Source organism: Stenotrophomonas sp. GSD10, assembly GCF_056172695.1.
The window spans coordinates 4274992-4296458 of the sequence record NZ_JAOCMC010000002.1 but is presented as its reverse complement, the minus strand read 5'-3'; the positions used below and the strand labels follow the sequence as shown (position 1 = coordinate 4296458).

General features: G+C 67.8%; 18 protein-coding genes and 1 pseudogene. 9 read left to right on the top strand and 10 right to left on the bottom strand.

From position 1 onward, the window contains the following. Positions 1–12: 12 nt before the first annotated feature. Positions 13–1989, bottom strand: a complete 1977-nt coding sequence (locus N4G47_RS19980) for a UvrD-helicase domain-containing protein (RefSeq protein ID WP_475289733.1) — start codon at positions 1987–1989, stop codon at positions 13–15. A 99-nt stretch (positions 1990–2088) separates the two neighbouring features. Here N4G47_RS19980 and N4G47_RS19975 point away from each other — a divergent pair, with 99 nt between their 5' ends. The 3 genes from N4G47_RS19975 to N4G47_RS19965 are packed head-to-tail and all read left to right on the top strand — an operon-like array spanning position 2089 to position 4222. Continuing rightward, complete coding sequence (locus N4G47_RS19975; protein ID WP_475289732.1) at positions 2089–2826, top strand: hypothetical protein; 738 nt, start codon at positions 2089–2091, stop codon at positions 2824–2826. A 38-nt stretch (positions 2827–2864) separates the two neighbouring features. Further along, positions 2865–3635, top strand: coding sequence for a sel1 repeat family protein (locus tag N4G47_RS19970; RefSeq protein ID WP_475289731.1), 771 nt, complete (start codon positions 2865–2867; stop codon positions 3633–3635). Next, positions 3602–4222: a thymidine kinase gene (locus N4G47_RS19965; RefSeq protein WP_057498056.1), complete on the top strand. Its 621-nt coding sequence runs from the start codon at positions 3602–3604 to the stop codon at positions 4220–4222. The genes N4G47_RS19970 and N4G47_RS19965 overlap by 34 nt, the downstream gene beginning before the upstream one ends. A 468-nt stretch (positions 4223–4690) precedes the next feature. On the opposite strand, the gene N4G47_RS19960 is transcribed toward N4G47_RS19965, so the two are convergent. The 4 genes from N4G47_RS19960 to N4G47_RS19945 all read right to left on the bottom strand — a co-directional run bounded on the left by N4G47_RS19960 (position 4691) and on the right by N4G47_RS19945 (position 8787). Beyond that, positions 4691–6295 carry an OpgD/OpgG family glucan biosynthesis protein gene (locus tag N4G47_RS19960; protein ID WP_475289730.1) on the bottom strand — a complete coding sequence of 535 codons (1605 nt, stop codon included), beginning with the start codon at positions 6293–6295 and terminating at the stop codon, positions 4691–4693. A 105-nt stretch (positions 6296–6400) separates the two neighbouring features. Beyond that, complete coding sequence (gene mutM / locus N4G47_RS19955) at positions 6401–7213, bottom strand: bifunctional DNA-formamidopyrimidine glycosylase/DNA-(apurinic or apyrimidinic site) lyase (protein ID WP_475289729.1); 813 nt, start codon at positions 7211–7213, stop codon at positions 6401–6403. Between the two features lie 42 nt (positions 7214–7255). After that, entirely contained in the window at positions 7256–7588 is a 333-nt protein-coding gene (locus tag N4G47_RS19950; protein ID WP_475289728.1) for an EF-hand domain-containing protein, read from the bottom strand. Beyond that, positions 7585–8787 carry a DesA family fatty acid desaturase gene (locus N4G47_RS19945; protein ID WP_475289727.1) on the bottom strand — a complete coding sequence of 401 codons (1203 nt, stop codon included), beginning with the start codon at positions 8785–8787 and terminating at the stop codon, positions 7585–7587. Before N4G47_RS19945 ends, N4G47_RS19950 begins: the two co-directional genes overlap by 4 nt. 187 nt (positions 8788–8974) lie before the next feature. On the opposite strand from N4G47_RS19945, the gene N4G47_RS19940 reads away from it, so the two are divergent. Then, positions 8975–9760: an ABC transporter ATP-binding protein gene (locus tag N4G47_RS19940; protein ID WP_475289726.1), complete on the top strand. Its 786-nt coding sequence runs from the start codon at positions 8975–8977 to the stop codon at positions 9758–9760. Positions 9761–9974: 214 nt separating this feature from the next. Here N4G47_RS19940 and N4G47_RS19935 read toward each other — a convergent pair whose 3' ends face one another. Both N4G47_RS19935 and N4G47_RS19930 read right to left on the bottom strand, forming a co-directional pair. Next, the gene (locus N4G47_RS19935; protein ID WP_475289725.1) at positions 9975–11177 is read right to left on the bottom strand and encodes a DUF4785 domain-containing protein; all 1203 of its coding nucleotides are present in this window, start codon (positions 11175–11177) and stop codon (positions 9975–9977) included. An 11-nt stretch (positions 11178–11188) separates the two neighbouring features. Continuing rightward, positions 11189–12066, bottom strand: a pseudogene (locus N4G47_RS19930) (lipase family protein). 261 nt (positions 12067–12327) lie between these two features. Between N4G47_RS19930 and N4G47_RS19925 the strand changes: the two are divergent. Then, positions 12328–13167, top strand: a complete 840-nt coding sequence (locus N4G47_RS19925) for an acid phosphatase (protein ID WP_475289724.1) — start codon at positions 12328–12330, stop codon at positions 13165–13167. Positions 13168–13299: 132 nt separating this feature from the next. On the opposite strand, the gene N4G47_RS19920 is transcribed toward N4G47_RS19925, so the two are convergent. Next, positions 13300–15570, bottom strand: coding sequence for a TonB-dependent receptor (locus N4G47_RS19920; RefSeq protein WP_107231338.1), 2271 nt, complete (start codon positions 15568–15570; stop codon positions 13300–13302). A 157-nt stretch (positions 15571–15727) separates the two neighbouring features. Between N4G47_RS19920 and N4G47_RS19915 the strand changes: the two genes are divergently transcribed. Both N4G47_RS19915 and N4G47_RS19910 read left to right on the top strand, forming a co-directional pair. Beyond that, positions 15728–16747, top strand: coding sequence for a TIGR00266 family protein (locus N4G47_RS19915; protein WP_475289723.1), 1020 nt, complete (start codon positions 15728–15730; stop codon positions 16745–16747). A gap of 184 nt (positions 16748–16931) precedes the next feature. Continuing rightward, complete coding sequence (locus N4G47_RS19910; protein WP_475289985.1) at positions 16932–17924, top strand: patatin-like phospholipase family protein; 993 nt, start codon at positions 16932–16934, stop codon at positions 17922–17924. A 37-nt stretch (positions 17925–17961) separates the two neighbouring features. On the opposite strand, the gene N4G47_RS19905 is transcribed toward N4G47_RS19910, so the two are convergent. Beyond that, positions 17962–18447: an Lrp/AsnC family transcriptional regulator gene (locus N4G47_RS19905; protein ID WP_057498045.1), complete on the bottom strand. Its 486-nt coding sequence runs from the start codon at positions 18445–18447 to the stop codon at positions 17962–17964. 125 nt (positions 18448–18572) lie between these two features. On the opposite strand from N4G47_RS19905, the gene phhA reads away from it, so the two are divergent. Next, complete coding sequence (gene phhA / locus N4G47_RS19900) at positions 18573–19466, top strand: phenylalanine 4-monooxygenase (protein WP_249842359.1); 894 nt, start codon at positions 18573–18575, stop codon at positions 19464–19466. A 106-nt stretch (positions 19467–19572) separates the two neighbouring features. Here phhA and N4G47_RS19895 read toward each other — a convergent pair whose 3' ends face one another. Then, positions 19573–20628: a LacI family DNA-binding transcriptional regulator gene (locus N4G47_RS19895; RefSeq protein ID WP_475289722.1), complete on the bottom strand. Its 1056-nt coding sequence runs from the start codon at positions 20626–20628 to the stop codon at positions 19573–19575. 239 nt (positions 20629–20867) lie between these two features. Between N4G47_RS19895 and N4G47_RS19890 the strand changes: the two genes are divergently transcribed. Next, positions 20868–21458: a cysteine dioxygenase family protein gene (locus tag N4G47_RS19890; RefSeq protein WP_409460718.1), complete on the top strand. Its 591-nt coding sequence runs from the start codon at positions 20868–20870 to the stop codon at positions 21456–21458. Positions 21459–21467: the final 9 nt, after the last annotated feature.

The window sequence follows — 21467 nt, the reverse complement described above, 5'->3', positions numbered from 1 at the left end:
CGTTGGAGCGCCTTAGTCGAACAGCGCTTCGATCGCGGCCAGCCCCGCGCTGGCGCGCTCCTTCTTCCGCGCTGCATCGGCCACCGGGTCGGCGCCATCGCGCTGGATCTCCTCGGCCGGAATCTCCTCGAAGAACCGGCTCGGCTTCAACCGCACATGCTCGCCGAACTTGCGCGTCAGCTTGCTGTAGCTCATCCACAGCTGGATCTTCGCGCGGGTGATGCCCACGTACAGCAGGCGCCGTTCCTCCTGCAGGTTGCCCTCATCCAGGCTGACCTGGTGCGGCAGCACGCCGTCCTCGCAGCCGACGATGAACACGTACGGGAATTCCAGGCCCTTGGAGGCGTGCATGGTCATCATGCGCACCTGGTTGCCACCCTCGTCCTTGTCACTGCGCGACAGCAGCGCCAGCTGGCCGGCCAGGTCGGCGGCGGTGGCGCCACGCGGGCCACCTTCGAACCACTGCGCCAGTTCCTCGATGTTGTTGGCGCGGCGCTGGTAGCTGGCTTCTTCCTTGGCCTGCTGGCGCAGTTCGCTGAGCAGGCCCGATTCCTTGGCGACCTTGCGGATCATGTCACCGGAACTGACCTGCCGGGTCTGCGCGCGCAGGTCGCGCAGGATGTCGGTGAAGCGCGCCAGGCTGTTGGCCGCGCGCGGTGGCAGCTGCTGCAGGGCGCCGATCGCTTCGGCGGCCTGCGCCATCGGCATGTCCTTTTCCTGCGCCAGCTCGGCCAGCTTGGCCAACGTGCCGGCGCCGACGTCGCGCTTGGGCGACTGCACCGCACGCATGAATGCGGTGTCGTCGTCCGGGTTCACCAGCAGCCGCAGCCAGGCCAGCGTGTCCTTCACTTCCTGGCGCTCCAGGAACATGGTGCCGCCGGTCAGGTGGTAGGGAATGCGCAGCAGCTGCATGGCCTTTTCCAGCGGTCGCGACTGGAAGTTGCCACGGAACAGGATGCAGAAATCGCTCCACGGCACCTTGCGCGACTGCGCCACGAAGGCGATTTCGGCGGCGACCTTTTCCGCCTCGTGTTCGCTGTTGCGGCACTCCCACACGCGGATGCGCTCACCGTCGGCCTGGTCGCTCCACAGCTTCTTCAGGTGCTCGTGCGGGTTGTTGGCGATCAGCGCATTGGCCGCGCGCAGCACGCGGTTGGAACAGCGGTAGTTCTGCTCCAGCTTGATGATTTCCAGCGCCGGGTAGTCGCGCCCCATCTGCTGCAGGTTTTCCGGGTTGGCGCCACGCCAGGCGTAGATCGACTGGTCATCGTCACCCACGCAGGTGAAGTTGCCCTTGTCACCGGCCAGCTGCTTGAGCAGGCGGTACTGCGCGTCGTTGGTGTCCTGGCATTCGTCCACCAGCAGGTAGCCGATGCGTTCACGCCAGGCCACGGCGATCTCCGGGTTTTCTTCCAGCACCTGCACCGGCAGGCGGATCAGGTCGTCGAAATCCACCGCGTTGAAGGCGGTCAAGCGCAGCTGGTAGCGCTCGTAGACGCTGGCCGCTTCCTTCTCGCGGTTGCTGCGTGCGGCGGCCATCGCCTGTTCGGGCGACAGGCCGGCGTTCTTCGCACGCGAGACCAGGTTCTTCATGTCCTCGATGTCATCGGGCTTGGCGCCGTACATCAGGTCCTTGATCTGCGCGGCGGCATCGTCGGCGTCGAAGATCGAGAAGCCCCGCTTCAAGCCCACCGCAGCGTGCTCGATCTGCAGGAACTTCAGGCCCAGCGCGTGGAAGGTGCAGATCGTCACCTCGTCGGCATCCTGCTCGCGCAGGCGCTTGGCCACGCGCTCGCGCATTTCCTTGGCCGACTTGTTGGTGAAGGTGATCGCTGCGATGCGGCGCGCCGGATAGCGGCCACTGCCGATCAGGTGGGCGATCTTTTCCACGATCACGCGCGTCTTGCCGCTGCCGGCGCCGGCGAGCACCAGCAGCGGTCCTTCGATGTGCAGGACAGCGGCAGCTTGGGGAGGATTCAGACCGTGCATGGGGACAGGATTGTAGCGGGGTGCTGGCGGACCCACCTGACTTGCGTGCTCGGGAAACGTAAGGTATTGAATCGGCACCGGAACACAGGAGCGTGGTCCATGTCACCGATCCTCTTCGCACGGCCATGGCGGCCCACCGTCTGGTTCGTGCTGTTGCTGGCGGCGGTCGCGGCCCCCGGCCAGGCCTGCCAGACCCAGCCGGTCGCGTCGATCCGGCCGGCGCTGCTGACCGAAGGCTTCCTGCAGGCCCACCCCGATCTGTACTGGCGCGACCTGGGCCAGACCGCCTGGCGGCGCGGCAGGCCGGCACAGGCACTGGCCCGCTTCCAGCGCGCCAGCCTGTACGCCGACAAGCCCTCGCAGGCGCTGGTGGCACGGATGTACCAGGAGGGGACCGGCACGGCGGCCGACCCGGTACTGGCCTACATCTGGATGGACCTGGCGGCCGAACGTGGCTACCGCGACCTGCTGGTCGAGCGCGAGCGCTATTGGCAGCGCCTGGACGCCGCACAACAGCAGCGCGTATTGGCCGAAGGCCCCGCGCTGTACGCACGCTACGGCGATGCGGTGGCCAAGCCGCGCATGGAAACCGTGCTGCGCACGGCGCGCAACAGCATGACCGGCAGCCGTACCGGCTTCGTCAATCCGGGGCTGCGGTTGGCCCTTGGCGAAGGACCGGAGGCCGATCGCCCGGTCAGCGGCGACGACTATTACCGCGATGCGTACTGGGATCCGGCCGCGTACTGGTGCCTGCAGGACCAGATCTGGCAGCACGGCAGCCGCAGCCAGAGCGTCGAGGTCGGTCCGTTGCGCACCGTCGAAGATCCGGCGCGCTGACATGCGTTTGCGGGCCATGGCCCGCAGGGAGGGAATCCATGAAGGGATTTCGCATTGCACCGGTCCTGGTGCTGATCGTGTCCATCACCACCACCGCCGGCGCGTCCGATTGCCCGCTGGAGGAGCCGCGCCCGATCCCGGACACGGTACTCACCGGCGGCTTCTTCGACGCCCACCCGGATCTGTACTGGCGCAGCCTGGCACAGCGCGCCGAGCGCGACCGGCAACCGGCCAGGGCACTGGAGTACTACCGGCGTTCGGCACGCTATGCCGACAAGTTCTCGCAGGCGATGGTGGCGCGCATGTACCAGCAGGGCAGCGGCACCGCCGCCGACCCGGTGATGGCCTACGTGTGGATGGACCTGGCCGCCGAGCGCATGTACCACGACTTCCTGCTGCTGCGTGAACACTACTGGGCGCGGCTGGACCCGTCGCAGCAGGCGCAGGCGATCGCGCGCGGGCAGCAGGTGTATGCCGACTACGGCGACCGCGTGGCCAAGCCGCGCATGGAACAGGCGCTGCGTGACGGGCGCCAGCGGATCACCGGCAGCCGTGTCGGCTATGTGAGTTCAGGCCTGGTCGTGGTTCAGCGCCGTGGCAGCGAGGCGGATATCCGCACACCGGGAAGCATCGTCTACGACGACCGCTACTGGCGCGCCGCCGACTACTGGTGCCTGCAGGACAACTACTGGCGGCCGGCACGGACGCCCCAGGTCGACGTCGGGGTACCGGCCGTGGTCCGCGACGGCGAGCCGGGGGCGACTAGAATTGGCCGATGGCCAAGCTCTATTTCTACTATTCGGCGATGAACGCCGGCAAGACCACCACGCTGCTGCAGAGCGCGCACAACTACCGCGAGCGCGGCATGCGGGTGGCGATCCTGACCCCGCGCCTGGATGATCGCGCCGGGGCCGGCGTGGTCGCCTCGCGCATCGGGCTGCGCGCCGACGGCATGGCCTTCGACCGCGACACCGACCTGCAGCACTGGGTGGAACAGGACCTGGCCGCGAACGGGCCGATGGGCTGCGTGCTGGTGGACGAGGCGCAGTTCCTGACCCGTGCCCAGGTCTGGCAGCTCAGCGAGGTGGTCGACCAGCTGCGCATTCCGGTGCTGTGCTACGGGCTGCGCACCGACTTCCGCGGCGAACTGTTCGAAGGCAGCCAGTACCTGCTGGCCTGGGCCGACGAGATGCAGGAGATCAAGACGATCTGCCACAGCGGCAAGAAGGCGACGATGACCGTGCGCGTGGACGAGCACGGCCACGCGGTGCAGGACGGCCCTCAGGTGGAAATCGGTGGCAACGACCGCTACGTATCGGTCAGCCGTGCCGAGTTCAAGAAGATCACCCGTGGCGAAGGGCGGATCGAGCCGATGCAGGCACCCCTGCCGTTGTAAGGGTGTTCTTTGCAGGGCTGCAAGCCCTGCACCCACGGTAGTGCCGGCCGCTGGCCGGCAACCTCAACAGCAACAGCATGGATTCCGTGGGTTGGCGGGGGCTGACACCCCGCGCTCCGACACCGCCCCACCTCTGACAGATTCCCGCGGCTGTTGGTAGGTGTCGACCTTGGTCGACACATCTGTCAGGCATTGAATGAATTTCTGGGTCAGATCCGTTTTCCTTCGGAAAACGGATCTGACCCCATGAGCAGTTCCAACAGATCGCGGCAATCTGTCGAAGGCGGGGTGGGTCCGGTGGCGGGAGTGTCCGCGGCATGGATGCCGCGGCCAAGCCCCCATGGACGGGTTTACGGCGTCTCCCACCACCGGACCCATCCCGCCATCCCACGGAATGCAGGCATTTGACGTTGACGTTGCTCTGGCTTCGGCAGGTGCAGGGCTGCAAGCCCTGCAAACCTCCCCCTCTTAGTACAACGTACGCTCCGGCGCGCCCGCCGGCGGCGGGGTGTACTGGTACAGCCAGGTCTCGGTAAGAGTCTTGCCGCCGCTGCGCAGGAACAGTCGGATATCGATCTGCTCGGTGCTGCCTTCCGGTGGCACCAGGTCGAACATCGCACGGTAGCCATTGATCTCGCGCAGCGGGCGCGCCGACACGATTTCGATCCGGCCACGGCTGGTTTCCACCACCGCCTCCACCTCGGCCTTGTCGATCAACGCGGCCAGTTCGCCGCCTTCGAAATCGACCGCAAAGCGCCAGCTGAAGTACTCGCGCTTCTTGCCGATGATGCCACCCAGCCCGGTGCGGCTGGCCACGCAGTGCGCCAGCGGCGGACGTGCCGGCGGTTCGGCACCCCAGTACAGGCGGTAACCCACCAGCAGCTCCTGGCCGGGCTGCGGTTTTTCCTTGGGGTTCCAGAAGGCGACGATGTTGTCGAAGGTCTCGTCCACGGTGGGAATCTCCACCAGCTGCACCGAGCCCTCACCCCACTCGCCCTTCGGTTCCACCCACAGGCACGGGCGCTTCTCGTAGAACACGCCGTCGTCCTGGTAATGGTCGAAGTTGCGGTCACGCTGCAGCAGGCCGAAGCCGCGCGGGTTGCGATCCACGAACATGTTGAAGCGCAGATTGCGTGGGTTCAGCAGCGGGCGCCAGATCCACTCGCCGGCACCGGTCCACAGTGACAGGCCATCGGTATCGTGGATCTCCGGGCGCCAGTCCCAGCCCATGCGGCGGTCGTTCTCGCCCACCTGGTACATGCTGGTGCACGGTGCGATGCCGAGGCGCTCGATCGCCTTGCGCGGGTACAGCGCGCTGTCGATATCCATCAGCAGCACGTCGCCGTTGGTGATCGCAAAGCGATAGGCGCCGGCCACGCTGGGCGAATCCAGCAGACCATAGACCACGATCGTCTCCGAATCGGCTGACGGCTGCTCCAGGTAATAGGCGATGAAATCGGGGAATTCCTCCGGCTTGCCCATGCCGGTGTCGATTGCCAGGCCGCGCGCCGACTGGCCGTACTGGCCTTCCTTGCCGACCGCACGGAAGTAGCTGGCGCCGAGGAAGGCAGCAAAATCGCGGTCGGTGTCCTTGCGGGTGTTCAGGCGGAACCCGGCGAAGCCCAGATCGGCCGGCAGCTCGCCATCCTTGATGCCGCTCTTGCCGTAGTTGAATGCCGCGCCGTCATAGGCCAGCTCCTGCGCCTTGCCGTCGACCACATCGAACATGCGCACCGGCGAGTGGAAGTACAGGCCGAGGTGGAAGAACTTGGCCTGGAACTTGCCCGGCTGGTCAGCCCACAGGGCGTGGTCCTGGCGGTAGCCGATCGACTGGTACTGGTCCCAGTCCAGCCCTTCCAGTCGCCCCGGCAGCACGCGCTTGTGGCTCTTGTAGGGCGCCTGCGCCAGCGCGCGCGCCTGGCCCTTCAGCGTGGCGAAGTCGAACGGCTGCGGCTGGCCGAGGCGGCGCAGGCCCATCTGGCCGCTCTTGCTGGCCGCGCATGCGGGCAGGGACGGCAGGCCGAATGCAGCCAGGGCGAGGGAGGCATTGCGGATGAAGTCGCGTCGTTGCATGCAGGCGCGTCAGGCACAGAAGGAAGGTCGGCCATGATAGGCAGACAAACGTTAACGGGCAGCGGAGACGCGCCCTGCCCGTTCAGCTGCCGCTGGCCGCCCGGCTCAACGCTGGCAGTGGCTGCACCAGACGCTGGCGCGCTGGCCGATGGTGGCGTGCTTGAGCGCGCGCCCACAGCTCGGGCACGGCAGCCCGTCGCGGCCATAGACCAGCAGCTCCTGCTCGAAGTAGCCCGGCGCGCCGTCGGGGCTGATGAAGTCGCGCAGGGTGGTGCCGCCACGGGTGATCGCGTAGCCGAGGATCTCCTTCACTGCATCGGCCAGGCGCCGGTAGCGCTCGCGCGAGATCTTCCCGGCCTCGCGCAGCGGGCTGATGCCGGCCTTGAACAGGCTTTCGGCGGCGTAGATGTTGCCCACGCCCACCACCACCGCCTGGTCCATCAGGAAGGTCTTCACCGGCGCGCTGCGGCCACGGCTGCGGGCAAACAGGTAGTCGCCGTCAAAGGCATCGTCCAGCGGCTCCGGGCCCAGGCCCTGCAGCAGCGGGTGGATCTCGCCGGCCGGCTGCCAGAGCAGGCTGCCGAAGCGGCGCGGGTCGTTGAAGCGCAGCAGGCGACCGTTGTCCAGGCTGATATCCACATGGTCGTGGGCGCGCAGCGGGGTATCGCCGGGCAGCACGCGCAGGCTGCCGGACATCCCCAGGTGCAGCACCGCGCTGCCGAGGGCGGTATCCAGCAGCAGGTACTTGGCGCGGCGACGGATGTCCTCGATGCGCTGCCCCGGAAGCAGCTCGGCCACTTCCGGCGGAATCGGCCAGCGCAGGTCGGCCCGGCGCAGGATCACCCCATGCACGCGACGGCCCTGCAGGTGCGGCGCCAGGCCGCGGCGGGTGGTTTCGACTTCGGGCAGTTCAGGCATGCGCCGATTCTACGCCGGGCATGGCCCGGCGACGGTGCAGCGTCAGCGCGGCGGCGCGGCCAGCTCGCGCGCATCGAGGAAGCCATCGCCGCTGGCGTCCTGCCTGTGGAAGCGCTGCTTGATCACCTGGCGCTGCTGTTCACGGCTGATCGCCCTGCCCTTGCCGCCGGGCAGCTCCTCGGCACTCAGCACGCCATCGCCGTTGCGGTCCATGCGGTCGAAGGCATACAGCATCCACTGCACGTACTCGGCCTCGCTGACCTTCCCGTCGCCGTCGCTGTCCATCCGCTGCAGGTAGCTGGCGGTGTCGGTAACCTGGGCCAGCGCCGCGCTGGGCAGCAGCGCCGCCAGCAGAAGTCCGTACCCTGCCCTCACGCGCCCACCAGGCGGTAGCCCTTCAAACGCGCCGCATAGGCCTGCAATGCCGCGATGCCGCTTTCCTCGGCTTCATGGCACCAGGCCTGCAGCTGGCGCAGGCGCTCGGCCGCATCGTGGCCGCGCGCCTCCAGCAGTGTGGCCAGCCGCCCGCGGTATTCGACCAGGGTGCGGATGCGCGGCCGTTGCGCCACCCATTCGCTGAGCTGGGCGCGGCCATCCGGTTTCAGCCAGCGGCCATCGTTGACCAGGCCACGGCGCAGGCGGCGCGGCAGCAGGCGCCGCAGCTTGGCCCCGGCCTGCGCAGCCTCCTCGCGCAGGGCCGGCATGAACACGTTGCGCTGGTAGTCGGTCATCGCCTGGAAGCGGTGCGACAGCAGCGCCTTCAGGGTCTCGGCATCGGGCACGGCGATGTTCGGGCGCACGTCCATGGCCGGGGCCACGCGCAGCACCCTGGCCAGGCGCAGCGCCTGCAGCAGGCGGATCGCACTCCAGCCGATGTCGAACTCCCAGCGCCGCATCGCAAAGCGCGCTGAACTGGGGAAGGCATGGTGGTTGTTGTGCAGCTCCTCGCCACCGATCCAGAACCCCCACGGCGTGAGGTTGGTGGAGGTATCGGCCGATTCGTAGTTGCGGTACCCCCACCAGTGGCCCAGGCCATTGACCACGCCGGCCGCCCAGAACGGGATCCACGCCATCTGGATCGCCCACAGGGCCACGCCGGGCAGGCCGAACAGCACGCTGTTGATCGCCAGCAGCAGCACCGGGCCCAGCGTGGCGTGCGGGGTATACAGATGGCGCTCGATCGCATCGTCCGGGGTACCGCGCCCGTACTGCTCGATGTCCGCGCGCATCCCGCGCGCCTCGCGGTACAGCTCCACGCCGCGCCAGAACACGGTGCCGATGCCGCGGGTGACCGGGCTGTGCGGGTCGTCCTCGGTCTCCACCTTGGCGTGGTGCTTGCGATGGATGGCCACCCACTCGCGGGTGATCATCGAGGTGGTCAGCCACAGCCAGAAGCGGAACACATGGGCCAGCGCCGGGTGGAAATCGACGCCGCGATGAGCCTGGCTGCGGTGCAGGTACAGGGTCACCGAGAAGATGGTGATCTGGGTGAACACCAGCAGCACGGCCAGCATGGCCCACCACCCCAGGCCGAGCACACCACCGGTCAACAGGGACATCAGGGCATCAGGCATGGCGGCTCTCCGGATCGACGCGGTGATGGCAGACATGATGGGCGCTTGCGTTGCAAACTGCATCCCTGCGGCGGTGATTGCCACCGCCTTCCGTGGCACCGTTCACAGTTGGGGACCTGAGTTGTCGAGCCTTGATCCACGCGCCAGCGCCGTCGTCGCCGCCTCGTCACCGGCGGAGCTGCCTCCCTTGATCGAACTGGACCGTGCCACCGTGGTGCGCGGCCAGGTGAAGGTGCTGCACGGGCTGAGCCTGCGCATCGCACAGGGCCAGCACACTGCCCTGCTCGGCCCCAACGGCTGCGGCAAGTCGACCTTCATCAAGCTGATCACCCGCGAGCTGTACCCGCTGGCCCAGGGCGACGGCGCGGTGGCGGTGAAGGTGCTGGGCCAGAACCGCTGGCAGGTGGACCGGCTGCGCTCGCAGCTGGGCATCGTCACCGGTGACCTCAGCAGCAACCTGGCCGACATGCCGGGGCTGACCGTGGAACAGGCGGTGCTGTCCGGCTTCTTCGCCAGCTATGTGGTACCGGCTTTCCGCGAGGTGACCACCGACATGCGCGCGCGCGTGGTCGAGACGCTGGCGATGACCGGTGCACTGGCGCTGCGCGAACGCGCCTACGCCGAGCTGTCGGCCGGCGAGACCCGCCGCGTGCTGATCGCGCGCGCGCTGGTCAACCGGCCGCAGGCACTGCTGCTGGACGAGCCCTCCACCGGTCTGGATCTGGTCGCCCGCGAGCAGCTGGTGGCGACCATGCGCGTGCTGGCCCAGCAGGGCATCACCCTGGTGCTGGTGACCCACCACATCGAAGAAATCATTCCTGAGATCGAGCGTGTGGTGCTGCTGCGCGACGGTCGCGTACTGGCTGATGGCACCCGCGCCGAGCTGTTGCGCAACGAACCGCTGTCGGCGGTATTCGGCGGGGCCATCACCGTGTGCGAGCAGGAAGGACGGCTGACCGCCTACGCGGGGTGAGGCGAGGCCCTCGGGAAACCGACGGGCTCGGAAACCGGCGGGTCCGGGAGACCCACGGCGGTAGAGTCGACTGTTAGTCGACTGCCTTTCGCCAGGATCGCAAAAATCCCGCGCTGCGCGCGATAGTCGACTAACAGTCGACTCTACCCCCCGGCAGGCCGTCCCGTCATGTTGTCGGTGCAGCGGGCCGGGTTTCGGCCCGCTGCACCCGGCCTCAGAATCGCAACGCCAGCGCGCGCGATTCGATCGGTGCCATCCGGCTCTGATCCTGCAGCTGCAGATCGCGCAGCTCATACGGTGCACCGAAGCCGGCCGGCAGTGCGGCCTGATCGAACGGCAGCACCAGCTGGCCGACGCCCGGGCCATCGAACCAGGCCGCCGCATGCGCCTGCGCGACCGGCTTCAGCTGGCCATCGCGGCCCGTGGCATACAGCGTGCCGCGTGCCTCGTAACGGCCGGCCGTAGCCACCTGCACCGGCAGCGCCACCCGGCGGCTGGCCGGATCCGGTGCCGCCTGACCACTGAAGCGTGCGGTCGGCCGTGCCACCGCGAAGGCCACCTTGCCGTCGCGCAGCACGCCATCGGCCTGGGCGAACACCTGCAGTTCCCACAGGCCCTGCACGGTGCCGGCATCGGCCGGGATCCGCACCTGTGCGCGCAGCGCGCCATCGGTGGTGCGCAGCAGCCGCTGCGGCCAGCTGCGGCCATCCGGTGCGACCAGCAGCGCTTCGCCGCCCAGGCTGCCGCGACGCGAGGCCAGCTGCGTAGTCGTTGCGCCGTCCTCCAGCAGGCGAGCCTGCAGCTGCAGGTTGCCACCGGCCAGCACCTGCGCCTGGCTGGCCTGCACCTCCAGCCGCAGCGGGCTGTTCGGCTCCAGCACCTGCACCACGTAGCGGCCCTGCGCCTGTGCGCTCTGCAGCGTGTAGGCACCCACCGCACTGCTCGCGCCGGTGCGTAGCATGCTGCTGCCATCGCTCACCGGCATGCCGGCAGCCTGCAGCGCGCGTGCATCGACACTGCGCGCCACGCTGCTGCGGCCGGCGGCATCGCGCACCTGCAGCGCATCGGCCGGCAGGGCACGCGCGCCGGCAGCAGGACTCAGCTGGATCACCGCATCGGCAGCGGTCAGCGGCAGCTCCAGGCCGCGTTGCAGCTGCGCGCCATCGACCTGCTGCCAGTAGCTGCGGCTGACCGGGGCATACGGCGTGGCGGCCTGCAGCGATTGCGCCGGGTCCAGCGCCCAGGCAAAGGCCAGCGGCGCGTGTTCGCTTTCATCGGCCGGCAACGGCGCGGCGACCAGCGCAGCGGGCACCTGATCGCCGGCACGTGCGGCATTCAACGGCTGCGCAGCCTGCGCTGTGGTGAGGGACAGCACCGCCAGCACCGCGCTGGCCAGCAGGGTGGAATGGATCGTCATGGTCGTCTCCCTCACTGGGTCAGGTCGTTGCGCAGGATCGTGCCGAGGCCGAAGCACTCGCGACGGCTCTGGTTGTGGCTGAGCGGCTCTGCCCCTGGGTGCGCTGCGTGTCGGTGAACCAGGTGGTGCCGGCGGCCTTCTGGCTGCTGCACTCCAGGAAGCCGTCGGAGCAGGACGACAGCCAGTTCTGGGTGAACTCCAGGCCGACATTGGCGGCATAACCCCCGCAGTAGCTGTTGCTGTCCCACACCGCCGATTCCACGTCGCTGCCGACCACCGCACGGAACGGTTTGGGCAGTGCCGGGCGGCCTGCGGTGCCATACAGGTTCTGCGCGTTGTAGGTGGCCATGCTGGCCACCTGCTGCTGGCGCACGGCGTCGTTCTTGTAGCCCAGCAGCCAGCCCAGCGACGTTTCAAAGGTGTTGCCGTTGAGCACGGCATCGGCCAGCGGCGTCCCCGCCGAGGACGGCGCCAGCGCGGTGACCTTGCGCACCGTGCGGATGATCTTCGGATAGCGGCTGTCGTAGGTCGGGTTGGACAGGATCCAGCGCACCACGTTGCCGCCGTTGGAATGGGTGATCACCACCAGCTGGGTGATGCCGCGGCTGTCGATGAAGCCGGTCAGCTGGTTGGCCAGGCAGCCGGCGGCTTCCGGCTTCCACATGTACTGGGTGAAGTCACAGTTGATGACCACGTAGTTGCTGCTGTTCGGCAGGCCCTGGCGCACGGTGTCGATGATGGCCGGTTGCCAGTAGTCCTGGGTGGCATTGGTCTGCGCGCCGGTGCCATGCACGAAGGCCACGCCGACCACGTCGGCGGCCTGTGCCGGGGCGGTTGCCAGCCCCAGAAGCAGGGCCAGGACGGTACTTCCTGTTGCGGTGCTGCGCATCGCTTCTCTCCCTCTGTCAGCGGATCCCCCCGACCCGGCTGGAACTGGACAGCGCTGGCGCTCGCCGTTGCGCCGATGCTCGCGGCGCAGGCATGTGAAAGTCCGTGCGCTGCGCCCGGATTCAGGAGATTGACAACAGGCGATGACGGTTCGGGTATCGGTCCGATGACCATGCCGGGTCTGGACGTATGACCGATGGCCACTGCAGTGTCTTGTGCAGGCTGCGATCATGCCGCGGTGTTTTCTGCCCAGAGCCTGACCATGTCGCTGATTTCCCACCCTGCCCGCCCGCTGCTCGGCCTTGCCGTGGCCGTGGCCCTGGCCGGTTGTGCCGCCACCGCCGCCAAGCCGACCGCCGTCGAAGCCAACATCACCACCAAGGCGGTCGGCTATCTGGACAAGGATGCGGTTCCGGCCAGCCTCGATCTGGTGCCGGCGCCGCCGGCTGCCGGTTCGGCCGCCCTCGCCCTGGACGAACAGGTCAGCCGTGAGGCCCGTGCACTGCGGGGCAGCCCGCGCTTCGCCCAGGCCGGCGTCGATGCCGAACTTGGCTTCCCGGAAGGCGCCAACCACTTCTCCTGCGCCGCCGATATCGACGTCGACGCGGTGAAGACGCCGGCGCTGTACCGCCTGCTGGAGCGCAGTCGGATCGACGCCAGTGCCGCCACCAAGGCCGCCAAGAACCACTACCAGCGGCCGCGCCCGTTCATGGTCAATGGTGAGCCGACCTGCTCGCCGAAGGATGAAGAGGGCCTGCGCAAGAACGGCTCCTACCCGTCCGGCCATACCTCGATCGGCTGGGCCTGGGCGCTGATCCTGTCGGAGATCGCACCGGACCGTGCCGATGCCATCCAGGCCCGCGGCCGCAACTACGGCGAGAGCCGCCTGGTGTGCAACGTGCACTGGCAGAGCGACATCCTGGAAGGCCGCTTCATGGGCGCCGCCGCCGTGGCCCGCCTGCACGACAACGCCGCGTTCAACAAGGACCTGCTGGCCGCGCGCAGGGAAATCGCCGCCGCACGCAAGGCCGGCCTGCATTCCAGCCGTGACTGCACCACCGAGAATGCGGTGCTGAAGGTGCGCCCGCAGAGCGCGTTGTAAGCCACGTCTCTGTAGAGCCGAGCCATGCTCGGCTCAGAGCAGCCGAGCGCAGGCTCGGCTCTACAGGAAGCAGGAAACAGAAGGGCCGGCAGTGTGCCGGCCCTTCTTCATTGCATCAATGCAGCAACCGCATCAGAACTTCGCGGTGAACTCCACGCCCCAGGTACGCGGCTCGTTGAGGAAGCCGGTCAGGTTGTTGAAGTCGATCGCACCGACCACGCGGGTCTGGTTGGTCAGGTTGCGGCCGAACACGGCCACGTCGTACTGGCCGTAATCCCAGTTGTAACCCAGGCGCAGGCCGCCTTCCAGCGAACTACGGCCGCGGAATTCCGGCGACTCGTAGATGAAGAAGTTCACCGCACTGCGGTAGGCCCAGTCGGTGTAGGCATACAGCTCGCTGCCATCGCTGAGCGGGAAGCCCACGCGCAGGGTCGCGTTGTGGATCCACTTCGGTGCCTGCGGCAACGGGTTGCCGTTGACCAGCGCGTAGGTCTGGCCGTTGATCACCGTGGTCGGGTCGGTGATGGTGCAGCCACCGCCGCAGATCGCCACCGCCAGGTTCTTGTCCTTGATCTCGGTGTCGTTGTAGCTGCTGCCGAAGGTCAGCAGCACGTTGTCGGCCAGGTAGGCCTCCAGGTCCAGCTCCACGCCCTGGCCGATGGTCTTGTCGGCGTTGAGCAGGGTGGCGGTGTTGTTGGTGCCGCCCACGGCGATCAGCTGCTGGCCATCGACGTCATAGCGGAACACGCTCAGGCCCAGGCGTGCGCGGCGCTCGAACAGGTCGGCCTTGATGCCGGCTTCATACGAGATCACCTTCTCCGAATCGGCCTGCGACAGGCCCGGCGCGAAGGCCAGGCGACCCTGGATCGACGGCGCGCGGAAGCCTTTGGCAACACGGGCGTAGGCATTGATGTCGTCGGTCAGCTTGTACACGCCGCTGAGATCCCAGCTGACGTCGTTGACGTCGGTGTTGGCCAGGTACGGGCCGCTGACCGGGGTGCCGAACGGAACGGCCTGCAGCACGCTGGCGCTGAAGTCCTTCTTGTCCTGGGTGTAGCGCACGCCGGCGCGCAGCTTGAAGCGGTCGGTGACATCGAAGTCGCCCGAAGCGAACACCGCCCACGCCTTGTTGCGCTGGTTCTGCACCACGTGGCCGGTCTGCGGGTTGCCCGGGGTCAGCGAGTCGTAGTTGAAGTTGTTGATGGTCACGTCTTCATCGAAGTAGAAGACGCCGGCCTGCCAATCGAAGCGGCCCCATTCGTTGGACTCGATGCGCACTTCCTGCGTCCACTGGCGGTGATGCGGCAGGCCGTCGGCCGACTCGGACGAGAACGGAATCAGGCCCGGGCCGTAGTTGCCGGCGCCGAGGAAGGCCGCACCGTAGCCACCGTCGATGTCGCCACGGTTGAGCGATTCGGCGGTCTCGTAGCCGGTGATCGAGTGCAGGGTGACCGAGCCGAGATTCCACTGCAGGCGCGCGCTGCCGCCCCAGGTTTCCAGATCGGAGAAGTTGACGCCGTCGTTGGCGACCTTGTCGCGGTCGAAGTTCTCGACCAGCGAGTTGCCACCCTTCTCGATGATGTTGGCGCGGAACAGGCGCGCGGTGCCGTTGAGCTTGCGCTTGTGCAGGTTGAACAGTGCTTCGAAATCGTCGCCTTCGTACAGGAACTGCACGCGGCCGGCGGCCTCGTCATAGCCTTCGAAGCCACTGTTGGGCGCGCCGACGCGGGTGTTGTCGACCCAGTCGTCGCGGCGCTGGTAGATCGCCGAGACACGTGCCGACCAGCGATCGGTCAGCGGGCCGCCGTAGGCGCCCTGCACGTTCCAGCTGTTGTAGCTGCCGTAGCCCACGCGCACGTAGCCATCGGCGTCCTGCGACGGGCGCGCCGAATCGAACTTGACCACGCCGGCCGGGGTGTTGCGGCCGAACAGCGTGCCCTGCGGACCGCGCAGCACTTCCACGTTGGCCAGGTCGAACAGCGGGAAGCCCTTCAGCAGCGGGCTTTCCTGCACCACGTCGTCATACACCAGCGACACCGGCTGCGAAGCATTGAGGTCGAAGTCGGTGTTGCCCAGGCCGCGGATGTAGAAACGCGGGAAGGCACGGCCGTAGGACGACTCGATGTTGAGGCTGGGCACGCGCGCGGCCAGGAAGCGGATGTCATCGCCGGCCGAGCCGAGCACATCCAGCTTCTCGCCCTGGATCGCGCTCAGTGCGACCGGTACGTCCTTGGCGTTCTCGACACGGCGCTGCGCGGTCACCTGCAGGGCATCGAGGGCAACCGGATCCTTGGCAGCGGGGGTTTCCTGGGCGGCTGCTACCAGCGGCAGCAGGGCGGAAAGAGCGGCAACGAGAGGGCGCGCGACCGGAAATCGGCCACGGGAAGTGCGGGTCGGGGACATGGCGGTAGGCTGTGTTTGGAGGGTGGTAAAACGGCGCTACCAGATAATTGTTGCAATACAGCACCTGCGCCGCAAATGCCGGCCGTTCATGGCGCCGTCGCCGGCGCCCCCGGCGGCTCGCTAGACTCGGGGTTTCCACCGCGACGGACCCGCCGCCATGACTCAGTGGTACTTCCATGCCTCCGCCCAGGCCGAACGCATCGGCCCGCTTGATGACGAGGCTGCGCGCCGCTACGCGCAGGCCAATCCGCGCGCCCTGGCCTGGTGCCAGGGCATGAGCGGGTGGGCACCGATCGCCGAGGTGGCCGAGCTGCAGTCGCCCGCCCCGGGCATGCCCAATACCCCGCCCCCGGTCCCGGCGGCGAGCAGCGGACGGGCCGACGACATCGAATTCCGCATCGTCGGCCATGAGATGCAGTTCGTGGAAATCGAGCTGGACCCGGGCGAAAGTGCGGTGGCCGAGGCCGGCGCCCTGATGTTCAAGGACGCTTCGGTGCAGATGGACACCGTGTTCGGCGACGGCTCGCACAGCGGCCAGGGCGGCGGCTTCATGGGCAAGGTGATGGCCGCCGGTAAACGCGTGCTGACCGGCGAGAGCCTGTTCGCCACGCTGTACACCCATACCGGCCAGGGCAAGGCCAAGGTCGCCTTTGCCGCACCCTACCCCGGCACCGTGCTGGCCATGAAGCTGGACCAGCATGGCGGCCGCCTGGTCTGCCAGAAGGACAGCTTCCTGGCGGGCGCACGCGGCGTGCAGATCGGCGTGCAGTTCCAGCGCAAGATCATGACCGGCCTGTTCGGCGGCGAGGGCTTCATCATGCAGAAGCTGGAGGGCGACGGCTGGGTGTTCATCCACGCCGGTGGCTGCGTGGTCGAGCGCGAACTGGCCGCCGGCGAGCGCCTGGACGTGGATACCGGCTGCGTGGTGGCCTACCACTCCAGCGTGGACATGGACGTGCGCCGGGTGGCCGGCATCAAGAGCATGCTGTTCGGCGGCGAAGGCGTGTTCCTGGCTACGCTGACCGGGCCCGGCAAGGTCTGGCTGCAATCGCTGCCGTTCTCGCGCCTGGCGGGCCGCATGTGGATGGCCGCACCGCAGGGCGGCGGCCAGAGCCGTGGCGAAGGCTCGGTGCTGGGCGGAATCGGCCGCATCCTGGACGGTGACAACCGGTTCTGACCGCATCCCGGTAGTGCCGGCCGCTGGCCGGCAACGCCATGGATCGTTGCCCGTTTCCCAAGGGTTGCCGGCCAGCGGCCGGCACTACCTATATGAATAGGGAATTCCCCCACCCTGCCCGGCCCGCCGTGGCTTCGGTATGCTGGCGCCCTTTCCCGAGTCCGGCGCCGTGAGCGCACTGCCGATGAGCCTGTTCCGCCCCCGCATGCTGCTGTCCGTCGCCCTGATCGGCCTGCTGGCCGGGTGCGGTGGCGATCCGGTGCGCCCCACGCCACCGCCGGCGCCGACGGTCGTGCCGCAGGCCAAGCCGGTGAAGATCGGTATCGCACTCGGTGGCGGCGCAGCCAAGGGCTTTGCCCACATCGGCGTGATCAAGATGCTCGAGGCCAACGGCTTCGAACCGGTGGTGGTATCGGGCACCAGCGCCGGCAGCGTGGTCGGCGCCCTGTATGCCAGCGGCATGGACGCGTTCCAGATGCAGAGCAGAGCAGTGGCGCTGGACGAAGCCAGCATCCGCGACGTGCGCCTGTTCTCCGGCGGCCTGGTGCAGGGCCAGAAGCTGCAGGATTACGTCAACGAGCAGGTCGCCAACCGCCCGGCCGAGCGCCTGAAGAAGCCGTTCGCCGCCGTCGCCACCCAGCTGGAAACCGGCGAACGCGCGATCTTCGTGCGCGGCAACGTCGGCCAGGCCGTGCGCGCCTCGAGCAGCATTCCCGGCGTGTTCGAACCGGTGAAGATCGGCGGCCGCAACTACATCGATGGCGGCGTGGTCAGCCCGGTGCCGGTGGATGCCGCACGCCAGCTCGGCGCCGACTTCGTGATCGCCGTGGACATCTCCAGCAAGGCCAGCGGCAAGGCACCGACCGGCATGCTCGGCATCGTCAACCAGTCGATTTCGATCATGGGCCAGCGCCTGGGCGAACAGGAACTGGCGCGCGCCGACATCGTGATCCGGCCGAAGGTGCTGGACATCGGTGCCGCCGATTTCAGCCAGCGTGGCACCGCGATCCTGGAAGGCGAGAAAGCCGCGATGGCGGCGATGCCGCAGATCCGCGCCAAGATCCAGCAGCTGCAGAAGGCACGCGCCGCCGCCGCTGCGCCGGCTCCGGTGGCCGCACCGAAGTGCGAGGAAGCCTCGCGCCTGGGCAAGCTGGTGGGCCGCAAGGACAAGTGCTGATCCATTGATGCCCGGCCCCCGGCAGCGCCGGGGTCGCTCAGGGCTCCAGCTGCGACAGCGGCAACGCCTGGAAGCCTTTCACCGTGCGCAGCACGAAGCTGGAATTGGCATCGGCCACGCCACCGGCGTTGAGCAGGCGGTCCAGCAGGAAGCGCGAGAAATGCTCCAGGTCGCGCACGTAGACGTGCAGCAGGTAGTCCATGTCGCCGGTCAGGGCGTGGCAGGCCACCACTTCATCCCAGCCCTGCACGCTGTCCACGAAGTGGCCGATGGCGGCCTGGTCGTGCTTTTCCAGCTGCACGCGCACGAAGGCCTGCAGGCCCAGGCGCAGCTGGCGTGGCTCCAGCCGCGCGCCGTAGCCGACGATCACGCCTTCGCTTTCCAGGCGCTGCAGGCGGCGCAGGCAGGCCGAGGGCGAAAGATTCACCCGCGCCGCCAGTTCGGCGTTGGTGGCGCGCCCGTCCCGCTGGATTTCAGCCAGCAGGCGTATATCCGTGCGATCGAACTGGACTTCTCCGGCCATTGTTGCCCCGCAACATGGTGAGTACGCAAGGATATTGCGCCAACAAGGCCAATCGACGCAACTTTTGCAACCCTGTTGCGCGCCGCCTGCCCTAGCATCGTGGGTATCCCGTCAAGGAGCTTCCCATGGACCTCGCCCAGCCCCGCCGCGTCGAACACCAGCAGACCGACAAGGGCTACGTGCCGGTGTACACCACCGCGCTCGTCGAGCAGCCGTGGGAGACCTACAGCGCCGACGACCACGCCACCTGGAGCACGCTGTACCAGCGCCAGCGCGAATTGCTGGTCGGCCGCGCCTGCCAGGAATTCCTGGACGCGCAGGACGAGATGGGCATGAGCGCGCACATGATTCCGCGCTTCGACCAGCTCAACGAAGTGCTCGGTGCCGCCACCGGCTGGACCCTGGTCGGCGTCGAAGGCCTGCTGCCGGAACTGGATTTCTTCGACCACCTGGCCAACCGCCGTTTCCCGGTGACCTGGTGGATCCGTCGCCCGGACCAGATCGACTACATCGCAGAACCGGATCTGTTCCACGACCTGTTCGGCCATGTGCCGCTGCTGATGAACCCGGTGTTCGCCGACTACATGGAGGCGTACGGCCGTGGCGGCGTCAAAGCCCATGCGATCGGCCCGGATGCACTGCAGAACCTGACCCGCCTGTACTGGTACACGGTCGAGTTCGGCCTGATCGATACGCCCGACGGCCTGCGCATCTACGGTGCCGGCATCGTGTCGTCGAAGGGCGAATCGCTGTACTCGCTGGAATCGGCCGCGCCCAACCGCATCGGCTTCGACCTGCAGCGGATCATGCGCACCCGGTACCGCATCGATACCTTCCAGAAGACCTACTTCGTCATCGACAGCTTCGAACAGCTGATGCAGGCGACCTCGCCGGACTTCACCCCGATCTACGCCGCACTGGCCGACCAGGCGCACCTGCCGGCCGGTGACGTGCAGGCCGACGACCGCGTGTTCCAGACGGGCACAGGCGAAGGCTGGGCCGACGGCGGCGACGTGTAGGCACGCCGCGCCATCGGCTTCGCAGTGAAAACGGCGCATCCGGTTGCGCCGTTTTCGTTGATGCCGTCCGTGCACCGCACCTGCGGCGCAGGCGCGGGCAGGGCACTCAGGCGTCCACCGCCCGGCAGGAACCGCGCACCATCAACTGCGGATGCACGCTGGCCGCAGTCGGCGCATCCGGCAGGTCGGTCTGCACCAGCATCGCTGCGGCCATGCGGCCGATGTCGGACACGTGGCGCCGCACCGAGGTCAGCGGTGGCCACAGCCGCGAGGCCAGCGGGCTGTCGTCGTAGCTGACGATCGACAGCTGCTGCGGCACCGCGATGCCCGCACGCAGCGCCACCTGGTACACGCCGGCGGCCATCTCGTCGTTGCCGGCGAAGATCGCGCTGGGCCGGCCTTCGCCGAGCAGCAGGCGTTCGGCCGCATGCACGCCCGATTCGAAGGTGTCACCGGCCTCCAGCACGCGCTCGCCAGGCAGGGTGAGGCCGGTCTGCGCCAGGCGGTCGAGGAAACCATCGGTGCGCTCACGCGCCGCGCGCCGGTCGCCCGGCCCGGCAATCACCGCGATGTCGCGGTGGCCCAGCGAGAGCAGGTAACCGGCCGCCGCCGCCGCACCGTCGCGGTCGTGGGTGACCACCGCCTGCACTTCATCATCCGAGGCATGCGCGTTGATGCGCACGTAGCGGCAATCGATGTCATCGAGCATCTGCGCCAGCGCGGCCGATTCGGACGCACGCGGCCCAAGGATCACGCCGTGCAGCTTCTGCTGCTGCACGAAACGGCGCACGCCCTGCGGGCATTCCGGATCCTGGCTGTCGCAGGGATGCACCACCAGCTCATAGCCGGTGCCGCGCAGCGCTTCCAGCGCGCCGTGCTGCAGGTCGACGATGCACTGCGCGCCGGGGTCGTCGTACACCAGGCCGATCAGGAAGGAGCGGCGGAATGCGAGTCCGCGCGCCAGCGGGTCGGGCACGTAACCGACCTCTCGCATCAACGCCTCGACCTTGTCGCGGGTGTCCTTGCGCACCAGCGGCGAGTTGTTGATGATTCTTGAAACCGTTTTCTTGGACACTCCCGACAGTCGTGCGATGTCGTTGATCGTGGCAGCCTTGCCCTTCGATGCCGGCAACGCGGCATCGCTAATATTTCGCACTGACATGTATAGAACCAGGTAAGTCGGAAAATTCTAGCCTTGCGCCCGCGGGCGCGACGTTGCGGAATGTCGCAGTGGAGGGGGATCGCGATCCGTTCGACCCGCTTCTACTGCAAGGAGTTCCATTGTGACGCTCGACTGTCTTCGCATCTGAACCGTTTTTCACGCGGGCTTGTCATGCAGGCCAGCACGACACACGCACCCACACCAACATTCCCTTAACCCGGCTCCGCTACAGTCGGGGCATGGACCTGCAGACTTCTCCGTTTCCGGCGTTCCGTGGCCGCGATCGGTTGATCGCCGCAGTCGACGCGGCGATGACCTCCGGCGATGCCGAGCGCATCACCGCCGACCTGCAACTGGCGCTGCAGGAAGCCATCGCCGACAGCCGCATCGAGTTGCCCGAATGCGTGCACCGTCCGGTCAGTGATCATTACGCGCGACGCCCGCTGTACCACAGCCGCGAACACGGCTACAGCGTGATTGCCATGAGCTGGGGCCCGGGGCAGGGCACGCCGCTGCACGACCACGATGCCATGTGGTGTGTGGAGGGCGTGTGGTTGGGCGAACTGGAGATCACCCGTTACGAGCTGCTGGAATGTGCTGGCGAGCGCTGGCGATTCCGCCGCCACGCGGCGCTGCGCGGAGGCTGTGGCAGCGCCGGCAGCCTGATTCCACCGCACGAGTACCACACCCTGCGCAATGCCAGCGATCAGGCGCTGGCCATTTCGGTGCACGTGTACGAAGCGCCGATGGAGCGTTCTGCCGTATTCGACCCGCTCGGTGGCGACTGGTACCAGCGCCGCATCCAATCGTTGCAGGCCGACCCGGCCTGATCCAGGCGC